Origin of the sequence: Chlorobaculum sp. 24CR (assembly GCF_004118635.1) — a bacterium.
Lineage (GTDB): Bacteria > Bacteroidota > Chlorobiia > Chlorobiales > Chlorobiaceae > Chlorobaculum.
In genome coordinates, this window is sequence record NZ_SDGU01000025.1 from 57,837 (window position 1) to 68,310 (window position 10,474).

9 protein-coding genes are annotated in these 10,474 nt (G+C 53.2%); all 9 read left to right on the forward strand.

Translation table 11 applies throughout. The features are described 5' to 3' along the window. The first annotated feature begins 236 nt into the window (after positions 1-236). The 9 genes from EST62_RS05870 to EST62_RS05910 all read left to right on the forward strand — a co-directional run bounded on the left by EST62_RS05870 (position 237) and on the right by EST62_RS05910 (position 10,293). Positions 237-1,355: a putative porin gene (locus EST62_RS05870; RefSeq protein ID WP_129051177.1), complete on the forward strand. Its 1,119-nt coding sequence runs from the start codon at positions 237-239 to the stop codon at positions 1,353-1,355. 294 nt (positions 1,356-1,649) lie between these two features. Continuing rightward, positions 1,650-2,774, forward strand: coding sequence for a putative porin (locus EST62_RS05875; RefSeq protein ID WP_129051178.1), 1,125 nt, complete (start codon positions 1,650-1,652; stop codon positions 2,772-2,774). A 181-nt stretch (positions 2,775-2,955) separates the two neighbouring features. Continuing rightward, complete coding sequence (locus EST62_RS05880) at positions 2,956-3,774, forward strand: phosphate ABC transporter substrate-binding protein (RefSeq protein ID WP_129051179.1); 819 nt, start codon at positions 2,956-2,958, stop codon at positions 3,772-3,774. Between the two features lie 368 nt (positions 3,775-4,142). Continuing rightward, positions 4,143-4,961: a PstS family phosphate ABC transporter substrate-binding protein gene (locus EST62_RS05885; RefSeq protein ID WP_129051180.1), complete on the forward strand. Its 819-nt coding sequence runs from the start codon at positions 4,143-4,145 to the stop codon at positions 4,959-4,961. Positions 4,962-5,237: 276 nt separating this feature from the next. Beyond that, complete coding sequence (locus EST62_RS05890; RefSeq protein WP_129051181.1) at positions 5,238-6,401, forward strand: PstC family ABC transporter permease; 1,164 nt, start codon at positions 5,238-5,240, stop codon at positions 6,399-6,401. Positions 6,402-6,430: 29 nt separating this feature from the next. Further along, on the forward strand, positions 6,431-7,777 hold the full coding sequence (gene pstA, locus EST62_RS05895; protein WP_129051182.1) for a phosphate ABC transporter permease PstA: 1,347 nt from the start codon (positions 6,431-6,433) through the stop codon (positions 7,775-7,777). A gap of 5 nt (positions 7,778-7,782) precedes the next feature. Continuing rightward, the gene (gene pstB, locus EST62_RS05900) at positions 7,783-8,640 is read left to right on the forward strand and encodes a phosphate ABC transporter ATP-binding protein PstB (RefSeq protein ID WP_209019410.1); all 858 of its coding nucleotides are present in this window, start codon (positions 7,783-7,785) and stop codon (positions 8,638-8,640) included. Positions 8,641-8,657: 17 nt separating this feature from the next. Next, complete coding sequence (phoU, locus tag EST62_RS05905; protein WP_129051183.1) at positions 8,658-9,344, forward strand: phosphate signaling complex protein PhoU; 687 nt, start codon at positions 8,658-8,660, stop codon at positions 9,342-9,344. A gap of 202 nt (positions 9,345-9,546) precedes the next feature. Next, a complete protein-coding gene (locus EST62_RS05910; RefSeq protein ID WP_129051184.1) occupies positions 9,547-10,293 on the forward strand; it encodes a TIR domain-containing protein in 747 nt (248 codons plus the stop codon). The last annotated feature ends 181 nt before the right edge of the window (positions 10,294-10,474 follow it).

Genomic DNA, 10,474 nt, shown 5'->3' on the forward strand with positions numbered 1-10,474 from the left:
TCAGCGGTTCTGGCTATGGTTTGCAAAAAAAAGTGCTCACGCTTACTCGTTATTTATTATATAGTTAAATAATTATGCGGTAATATAATGTGATTGTTGCTTGTTTGTTTCTTAACAATTGTTTAACAATTGTGGTAGTAAGCTTACGTCCGTAAAGGAGCGTCGCATGGCTTTCCGCGTATTCACAAGCTTACGAAACAGCACAGCAGCACAGCACAAAACCAAAAAACCGCATCATGAAGAAAACCCTTTTCTTTGTAGCCCTCGCAACCGCGATGGGTTTCAACAACGCCGAGGCCGTTGACTGGAACTGGAAAGGCGATTTCCGCTATCGCTACGAATCCAGCATTACCGAGAACGCCGAGCACAGCCGCGACCGTCATCGCATCCGCCTCCGTTTCGGCGTGAACCCCTGGATCAACGAGGAGCTCTCCGTCGGCTTGCGCCTCGCCACGGGGGATCCCAACGACCCGACCTCTCGCAACCAGACGCTTGGCGATGGTTTTACCGCCAAAGATATTTTGCTGGATGAGGCCTACATCAACTACCATCCGATGTTTCTCGATGGCAACGTCAACGCCGTGCTCGGCAAGCGCGATGTCGCAAAGACTCTCTTTGTCGAGAAAGATCTGGTCTGGGACAGCGATGTGACTCTTGAAGGCGCCACGGTTCAGTATGGCAAGGACATTGATGGCAAGCAGAAGAGCGGTTTCGGCGCGGTTGTTGGCTGGTATGCCATCGATGAAAACGGAGCGGAACAGGATCCGTACCTGCTTGCGTTCCAGGGCGCTTACAAAGGCGAAGCCAGCAACCTCAAGTACGACATCGGTGTTGGATATTACGATTTCGTGCACTTCGATCTGAATAACTTGCAGACCGGTGTTGCTGGTGCTAATGACGACCTTGGTTTCTCTCCAGAGTTCAACTACATCGGCAAGGACTTCAACATCGTCGAGTTCTTCGGCAGCCTTGGTGGCGACATTACCGAAACCGTCCCGTGGAAGCTCTATGGCCAGTATGCTTTCAACACCGCTTCGCATGATAATAACGTTAACATCACCGATAGTGAGCGTGATGCCTACCTGATCGGCTTGAAAATCGGCAAGGCCAAGAATCCGGGTCAGCTCGAAGGTTCAGCCGAGTACGTGCGTATCGAACAGGACGCTGTTTCTAAATTTTCCGATGCGGATCGTAATGACGGCTCAAGGACGAACCTCAAAGGCGTCAAGCTCAGCGCAACCTATCAGCTCATCCAGAACATGGCGCTTGGCGTGAACTACTTCAACTTCAAGGACATCATCGGTTCGGATGATACGCATCACCGCGTCCAAGCTGACGTTGTGGTCAAGTTCTGAGGAGTTTGACTGCTGTTCTTTTTGTGTGTTGTTCTTTTTGCGTTGGGTGAGTGTGTGGTGCTCATCCGGATTGCTGCAAAGCCGTTCCGACTTGTCGGGGCGGCTTTTTTTATGGCGGCTTACGCTCCGCCGACTCTGCCCGTTTGTTTGCAATTTCTTTGCAATCCCTCAATGATTCCTCAATAAAGTCCGGCGTAGATTGTGCCCGTTACAGGACTGGGCCGGGTGGCCCTCCGTGTTCACGCAGTCTCAGGACGGCACAAAACAGTACAGCACAACACAAAAGACCTTATCATGAAAAAAACTCTTTTTCTCTTAGGACTGGCAACAGCCCTCGGGTTCAACAACGCCCAGGCTGTTGACTGGAACTGGAAAGGCGATATCCGCTACCGTTACCAGTCCGAAATCAAGCAGGATAACGAGCATAGCCGTGATCGCCACCGTATCCGCGTTCGTTTCGGTGTGACCCCCTGGATCAACGAAGAACTTTCTGCCGGATTGAGACTTGCAACAGGCAATGACAGTGATCCTATCTCTCGCAACCAGACCCTTGAAAATGGATTCAGCGCCAAGAATATCATGCTTGACGAGGCTTACATCAACTATCATCCGATGTTCCTCAATGGCGACGTGAACATCCTGCTCGGCAAACGTGATATCGCCAAGACCCTTTTTATCGAGAAAGATCTGGTCTGGGATGGCGATCTGACCCTTGAAGGCGCGACCCTTCAGTATGGCAAAGATACCGACGGCAAGCAGAAGAGCGGTTTTGGTGCTATTGCCGGCTGGTACTCACTCGATGAAGACAAAGCCAAGTCAGACCCTTACCTGCTCGCTTTCCAGGGGGCGTACAAGGGTGAGGTCAGCGATCTCGGTTTTGATCTCGGCGTTGGTTACTACGATTTCGTGCACTTTGATTTAGATAATGACAAGGATAACGATGGCAAAGTTAATATCCTCGGGTTTACTCCGGTATTTGACTACACCGGCAAAGACTTTAACATCGTCGAGTTCTTTGGCAGCCTTGGTGGCGACATTACCGAAACCGTGCCATGGAAGCTCTATGGTCAGTATGCCTTCAACACCGCCTCGAACAGCTCCATCAACTATGCAATCGACAACAACGCTCGTGATGCCTACCTGATCGGCTTGAAAATCGGCAAGGCCAAGAACCCCGGTCAGCTCGAAGGTTCCGCCGAGTATGTGCATATCGAGGAGGATGCCGTGACGATCTTCACCGATTCGGATCGTAACGCAGGCAGATCGACCAACCTTGAAGGTTTCAAACTGAGCACCACGTATCATCTTGTTCAGAACATGACGGTCGGTGCTACCTACATGAACTTCCAGGATATCGATGGTTCTAAAAAGGATCAGACCCAGCATCTGCTCCAGGCTGATGTGGTCGTGAAGTTCTAAAGTTTAACTGCTGTTCTTTTTTGTGTGGTGTTCTTTCTCCGTTGGGTGAGCGTGTGGTGCTCATCCGGATTGCTGCGAAGGCCGCCCGGATATGGCCGGGCGACCTTTTTTGACGGCAGCTGCGCGATGTTCATGCGAATGTTTTCAAACAAATCAATTCTAAAAATCAGGAACAATCACTATGAATCTGTTCAAGAAAATCGTTTTTGGCGTGGCTGTCATGGGTCTGATGGGCGCCGGTAATGCATCGGCTGCTGGCAAGATCACCCTCGATGGTTCAACCACCGTCGGCCCGATCGCCAAGGCTTTTGCTTCGTACTACAAGAAGAGCACTGGCGTTGACGTGACCGTCAGCGAGTCGGGTTCCGGTAACGGCGCCAAGAGCCTTATCAACAAGACCTGCGACATCGCCAACATGTCACGCGCGATGAAGGACAATGAGCTGGCCGCCGCCAGGTCGAAGGGCGTCAATCCGGTCGAGCATGTCGTTGCGCTCGATGGTATCGCCATCATCGTGCACCCCGGCAACCGGGTGTCCGGTCTGAGCAGGCGCCAGATTCGCGACATCTACTCCGGCAAGGTGACCAACTGGAGCGCGGTCGGTGGCCCGAACGCTCCGATCGTCATGATCCAGCGCGAGTCGAACAGCGGCACTCAGGACTCCTTCAAATCGCTTGTCATGGGCAAGGAGGCTCCGATCTCCAAGCGCTCCGAAACCCAGGCCAGCAACGGCGCGGTCAAGAGCCGCGTGGCTTCTACCCCGACCGCGGTCGGTTTCGTTGGCCTCGGTTATGTTGACTCTTCGGTCAAGGCGCTCAACGTCGATGGCATCGCGCCTACCGTCGAGACGGTCAAGAATGGCTCTTACCCGGTTGCCCGCCCGCTCTTCATGTACACCAACGGCCAGCCGACCGGCAACGTCGCCGAGTTCATCAACCTGAACAAAACTCCGGAAGGCAAAAAGATCATCAGCGAAATCGGTTTCGTGAACAACTACTGATCCGAACGAGACACGACGAACGATTCCGTTCTTTGAACGAAAGCCTGCCCATATCCCCGGCAGGCTTTCGGCTTTTTGCCGGGATCGATTTTTCCGGAGTTTCGCAGGAAACTGTCTCAAAGGCAAAGAGGATGCTCTTTTTTTGTTTTTCCCGGCGTTTGATACAGCCTCGTACAGGGGTGGTTTGCGTGCCCGTACCAGAGATGCGACATGGAGATAACTGGTAAAGGTACAGGCGCATTTTGCTGGCAATCTTTTCCGCCATTCGCGTGACGAACCGGGCGGATCATGCCGTTTGTAAATGAGGGCGCTCATTCATTAATTTCCGGGCACATAAAGCCTTTTTTCAAACAGACAAGGAGTAACGAATGAGAAAGCTGGGTACCGTTTTGACATCAGTGGCGATTATGGCCATGACCACGGTTGGCAACGTCGGAGCCGCCGGGAAGGGGATCGTGATCGATGGTTCGACCACCGTCGGGCCGATCTCCAAATCTTTCGCGGCCCTGTTCATGAAAAAGTACAAGGTGCCGGTGACGGTCAGCGAGTCCGGTTCGGGCAATGGCGCCAAGAGCCTCATCAACGGGAGCTGCGATATTGCCGACATGTCGCGCTCGATGAAGCCGCAGGAGATCGCGGCGGCAAAATCCAAAGGGGTCAATCCGGTGCAGAACGTCGTCGCCCTCGACGGTATCGCCGTTGTCGTGCATCCTTCAAACCCGGTTCGCGCTCTTACGGAGGCGCAGATTGCCGGCATTTATTCGGGCAGAATCACCAACTGGCGTCAGGCCGGCGGCCCGAATTTTCCGATTGTGGTGATCCAGCGTGAATCCAACAGCGGCACCCAGGAGACCTTTCGCGAGCTGGTCATGAAAGGCAAACAGGTGGCTCGCACCGCCGAAACCCAGGCCAGCAACGGCGCGGTCAAGAACCGCGTTTCGCAGACGCGGGGCGCTATCGGCTTTCTCGGCTTCGGTTATGTTGATGCTTCGGTCAAAAAGGTCGCCGTCAACGGCGTTGTTCCCTCGGTGACATCCGTGAAAAACAGAACCTACCCGCTTTCGCGACCGCTGTTCATGTACACGAATGGCCGCCCCTCCGGCATGGTCGCCAAATTTGTCGATCTGCCGAAAACTCCCGAAGGCAAGAGAATTATCAACGAGCTGGGTTTTGTGCCGAAGTACTGATTTTCTCTCTCGCAGCATCACGCTCGTATCATTTCAATGTCTTTCCTGCAACCGCCAAAGCCTCTCCGGTTGCAGGTTCCGGCATCGGTCGCCGGAAGCACAATCCGATGTTCCAGAATTGTAACAATCCGCCCTTTTTTTCTACCGGTTCAAGGCATAGATTTGGGGCGTTAAGTTGCCGCGTGAGCTTATATATTTTATTTAATCACAGGGGATGCCTCCAATGTCTGGCATACACGAACCGCACAGGTCGATAGCCTGCAAAACAGCAATGGTATGAGTGATGAGGTAGCATCGAGCCAGGGTCGGTCATCCGAGTTCATCGTCAGTGCGCAAAAGCACAAGATTCAGAAAATCAAGCAGAAAACCGGCGAGGCGACCCTGCTCCTGATTGCGTCTTTTGTGGCGATAGTTGTTCTGTTCATCTTCTATTTTGTCGCCCGCGACGCCATTCCATTCTTTCGGCTGCGAGGCTTCGCCGAATTTTTCACCAGCCCTGAGTGGTATCCGGCTGACGATCCGCCGCACTTCGGCGCTTTGGCCATCATTTACGGCAGCCTCATGGTGACGCTCGGTTCGGCGCTGATCGCCGTGCCGATGGGCGTGATCGCCTCGATCTGCCTCTCCGATATTCTTCCATTCTCGGTTCGCCAGTTGGTCAAGCCGGTCATCGAAATGCTGGCGGCGATTCCGTCGGTCGCCTTCGGATTTTTTGCCCTCGTCGTTTTCGCGCCGCTGCTTCAGAACCAGGGCGGCCCTATCCTGATGTGGACCTGGTGGGTCATCGCAGCGCCGTTCCTCTTGCTCTTCGTTATAGTGGTGTCGGAACTTCTGACGTCGTCGATTACCAAAGAGTCGATGAAAAAGCCGGTCAAAATGGCGCTTTCCACCGTTTTCGGGCTGCTGGCGATTCTGCTGCTCTACGTTGTCGGTCAGCATCTGCAAGGGCTGGTTATCATGAGCGGCACCAACGCGCTGAACGTTTCGATCATCCTGAGCTTCATGGCTTTACCCACCATCGTCAGCGTTTCGGAGGACGCGCTCCAGGCGGTTGGTCGCGAGCTTCGCGAGGGGAGTTACGCGCTTGGCGCGACCAGAGCCGAAACCATCATCAAAACGATTCTGCCTGCGGCCAGCAGCGGTATTCTCGCCGCGGTCATTCTCGGCATCATGCGCGCCCTCGGTGAAACGATGGTGGTCTGGATGGCGTCGGGCAACTCGTCAGCCGTCCCCGATCCGTTTTACAACTATCTCGATTCGGTGCGTACCCTGACGGCCACCATCGCCGGTGACATGGGCGAGGCCGACCAGGTGACCGGTTCGGCGCGTTTCCATGTTTTGTTCGCGATGGGGCTGCTCTTGCTCATCGTCAGCTTCGTGAGCAATCTTGTGAGTGAACGGATCGTTGTCCGTCAGCGCAAGATTCTTTCCGGACAGTGACGCCAACTCAATTTAATTGATGTGATCTTATGAATCTCGGTACCAGAAAGCTGCTCGATCGTTCATTCACCGCCCTCGGTTTCGGCTCGATCGTCATCATGGGCCTGGCGCTGCTGGTCGTGCTCACGCCGATTGTCACCAAAGGCGTGGGAGCGTTTGTTTTCCAGGGCACCATCGAGCACCGGAAGCTCCTTTTGAACGAGTTTCATCGCGGCGATGCCAGGGAGATAGAGAAGGAGGCGGCGGAGACGAACCGCTCTCGCCAGAAAGTTTTCGACATGCTCGCCACCTTCGATCAGGAACTCGACAAGATGGATTACGAGCAGCAGTCGAAATATCGCGACAGCTATGGCCAGGTCAAGACCGCGCTGCGTGCGCTTTTCGGCCCGCTGCCCGGTGACAGCGAACCGGCGCTGACCCGGTTCCAGTACGGTCAGACCAGATGGAACAAGGCCGAAGAGAAACTCCATGACCTGCTCTACGAGCAGAAGTGGGACTACTCCAATCCCGACGTGATCGCCAAGCCCTACGATGTGAGCCGCGCGGGCGCATTTACCGGAACCTCGCTGGCCGGTCTTTTTCCCTATGTCGAGGAGAATCTCGACAAGATGATGATGCCCGAATGGACCTTTTACTGGGGATTTTTTACCGAAAAATCGCTCGACGCGCACTTTTTCGGCGGCATCTGGCCTGAAATCCAGGGCACGATTTTTCTTGCCGTCGGCGCGATGGTTTTCGCCTTTCCGCTCGGCGTGATCGCGGCGATTTACTTCACCGAGTATGCTCGCGATGGTTTTCTGACCAGCATGTTGCGCAGCGCCAACAGTACGCTGGCCGGCGTGCCGAGCATCGTGTTCGGCCTGTTTGGTCTGGCCTTTTTCATCAACACGATTCATGTGTCGCACTCCAAAAGCGTGCTGGCCGGTTCGCTGACCCTGGCGATCATGATTCTGCCGACCATCATCCGCGCCGCCGAAGAGGCGATTCTGTCCGTGCCGAAAACCTACAAGGAGGCCTCGCTCAGCCTCGGTTCGACCAAGTGGAACACCATCATGACGGTGATTCTTCCGGCGGCGTTGCCGGGCATTCTGACCGGCGGCGTCATCAGCCTCGGCAGGGCGGCGGGCGAAACCGCGCCGATCATCTTCACGGCGGCGGTCAGCGTCGGCGCGGCCATCGGGCTGGGCGACGTGCTGGGTTCGCCAACGCCCGCGCTCTCCTGGAATATCTATAACCTCGCCAGCGAGCATGAGGCCGCTGCCGAAATCCGCCATGTCCAGTACGGCATGGTGCTCTCGCTCGTGATGATCGTGCTGCTGCTCAACCTGAGCGCCATTATCCTCAGGGCGCGCATATCCAAAAAACTTAAAGGGTGAGACTCATGCCAATGGCACTCGAAGCTACCGACACCAAGCAACAGGGCAACGGTTCACCGGCGCTCGATATTTATCTTCCTCCGGAGCGCAAAAAGATCACCGGCGGCGGCACGCCCCACGTGGTGGCCAAGAACTTTTCGATCTACTACGGCGAGTTCGAGGCGGTCAAGAAGGTCAACGCCGATATTCTCTCCAAATACGTGACGGCCATCATTGGTCCGAGCGGATGCGGCAAGAGCACCTTTCTGCGGGCGATCAACCGGATGAACGACCTGATTCCGAACTGCCACACCACCGGTGCGTTAATGTTTGATGGCGAAGATGTTTATGGTAAATTCACCGACGAGGTTCTTCTGCGCAAGAAGATCGGCATGGTGTTCCAGAAGCCGAATCCTTTCCCGAAATCGATATTCGACAACATCGCCTACGGCCCGCGCCTGCATGGCGTGAAGGACAAGAAGACGCTCGAAGGCCTCGTCGAAAAGAGCCTGCGCAAGGCTGCGCTCTGGGACGAGGTGAACGACCGGCTCGACAAGAACGCGCTTGGCTTGTCGGGCGGCCAGCAGCAGCGGTTGTGCGTGGCGCGCACGCTGGCCGTCGAGCCGGAGATTCTGTTGCTCGACGAACCAACCTCGGCGCTCGATCCGAAAGCCACGGCCAAGATCGAGGATCTCATCCAGGAGCTTCGCGGCAGCTACACCATCATGATCGTGACGCACAACATGCAGCAGGCTTCGAGGGTGTCGGACTACACGATGTTCTTTTACGAAGGCGTGCTCGTGGAACATGCGCCGACCACCCGGTTGTTCACCAAGCCGAAAGACCAGATGACCGAGGATTACATTACCGGAAGATTCAGCTAACGAAAACGTTTATTCCCATGTCGGAACGACCCGTACACGAGTACATCAAGGAACTTTCGGAAGCTCTTGTCCAGCTTTCTGACAAGGTGCTGCAAAATTTCAGGGAGGCGCTCTACGCCGTCACTCATCAGGATGTGCAGAGTGCGAGGAAGATCAGGATCGTTGACGACGAAATCGACCAGACCGAGGTAAAGCTCGAAGAGCAGTGCCTGGCGTTTCTGGCGCTTCAGCAGCCGGTCGCCCGCGATTTGCGGACGATGGTGACCATGATAAAGATCAACGACGATCTGGAACGCATCGGTGACTTGGCCGTGCACATCATCGAGCGGATGCCGGAGCTTGGCCCGGAGGTGATGGGGCGCTACGAGTTCGAGAAGATGGGCAATCTCTCGGCAGTCATGGTGAAGAAGGCCATCGAAGCGTTTGTCTCTGGCGACAAACAGCTTGCCGAAAAAGTGTGCGAGATGGACGAGGATGTCGATGCGATGCACCGTGTTGTGTTCAAGAAGGTGGCCGACGCCATGAAAGCCTGCAACACCGACACCGAGCAGTTGCTGGCTGTCCTGAGCGTGTCGCGCTACATCGAGCGCATGGCCGACCACGCCACCCGAATCGCCCGTGAGGTGATTTATCTGGTCACGGGCGAAATCGTCCGCCACACCGAAGACACCTTTGAAAAACTGATCCAGTCGCTCAAGGACTGAACGCTGTAACCTCAGCCGCTGATGCGGCTTACGAAACTGAATCCCGCTGTCGGAATGTGTGCTCCGGTGGCGGGATTTTTTTGTGGTGGGGGGGGAGAGGATTGGTGGGAAGTGTTGTGAGTGTGATTTTGTGTATTTACATTGATAAGAGAAATTTTGAAAAAATAGAGTTTATACCAGCAATGTTATTTAAAAAACTTATATGAAAAATATTGCTTCTAAAATTGAAGAACTTATAAGTATTGGCTTTAATATTAAAGTTTATACAGATTATGATAGCTGGTCAAATAGAGTTTATTTTTTCCTTTCAACTGCAATTGATGAAGATACAGCAAATAAATTTCGTGATTTATTAGACTTAATATCTTGGAAGTCCAGTTTGGAAAAACAACTTGGTCATTTAGAAGGCCTTGCGGTTCGCCTTATTGATGAAAATTTCAAAAATGGATCATCTGTATCTGAAAATACTACGACTACATTAAAATCACCAATACATCTAACCAAAAAAGTATTTGTCGTCCACGGACACGACAATGAGGCAAAAGAAACAGTTGCTCGCTTCATTGAACGACTGAGTCTTGTTCCTGTTATTCTTCATGAACAACCTAATTCTGGGCGAACGGTTATCGAGAAATTTGAAGTTTTTTCAGACGTTGGCTTTGCGGTTGTACTTCTAACGCCTGATGATGTCGGTGCATCCTCAAAGGATCAAAAGAGTCTCAATCCTCGTGCTCGCCAAAATGTTATTCTTGAACTTGGTTATTTTATGGGCAAGCTTTCACGATTTAGAGTTTGTGCTTTGTATAAACATGGGGTTGAAATACCTTCAGACTATCAGGGTGTACTCTACATTGAACTTGATTCTGCGGGGGGATGGAAAAAGAAGTTGGCACAAGAGTTGGTGGAGGCTAACTTTTCAATTGATCTTGACGGATTACTGCACGCATAAAAGCCAAGTTGATTATATAACAAATGCTAACCCTTCCAAGTCAAACTGATATTCCTTCTAAAGCGGATAGTGAACTTAATCGTCCGCCCTAAGTGTTAACATAGATGTCGCCTCAAGTAGAGGAGGCGAATTATGGGTTATTCACATGCCGTGAGACACAGTGTCCTGAAAAAAGTGCTGC

Excerpts from the sequence above, each read along its gene's own strand:
- EST62_RS05870 (WP_129051177.1), top strand. The coding sequence starts at position 237 with ATGAAGAAAACCCTTTTCTTTGTAGCCCTCGCAACCGCGATGGGTTTC.
- EST62_RS05875 (WP_129051178.1), top strand. The coding sequence starts at position 1,650 with ATGAAAAAAACTCTTTTTCTCTTAGGACTGGCAACAGCCCTCGGGTTC.
- EST62_RS05880 (WP_129051179.1), top strand. The coding sequence starts at position 2,956 with ATGAATCTGTTCAAGAAAATCGTTTTTGGCGTGGCTGTCATGGGTCTG.
- EST62_RS05885 (WP_129051180.1), top strand. The coding sequence starts at position 4,143 with ATGAGAAAGCTGGGTACCGTTTTGACATCAGTGGCGATTATGGCCATG.
- EST62_RS05890 (WP_129051181.1), top strand. The coding sequence starts at position 5,238 with ATGAGTGATGAGGTAGCATCGAGCCAGGGTCGGTCATCCGAGTTCATC.
- pstA (WP_129051182.1), top strand. The coding sequence starts at position 6,431 with ATGAATCTCGGTACCAGAAAGCTGCTCGATCGTTCATTCACCGCCCTC.
- pstB (WP_209019410.1), top strand. The coding sequence starts at position 7,783 with ATGCCAATGGCACTCGAAGCTACCGACACCAAGCAACAGGGCAACGGT.
- phoU (WP_129051183.1), top strand. The coding sequence starts at position 8,658 with ATGTCGGAACGACCCGTACACGAGTACATCAAGGAACTTTCGGAAGCT.
- EST62_RS05910 (WP_129051184.1), top strand. The coding sequence starts at position 9,547 with ATGAAAAATATTGCTTCTAAAATTGAAGAACTTATAAGTATTGGCTTT.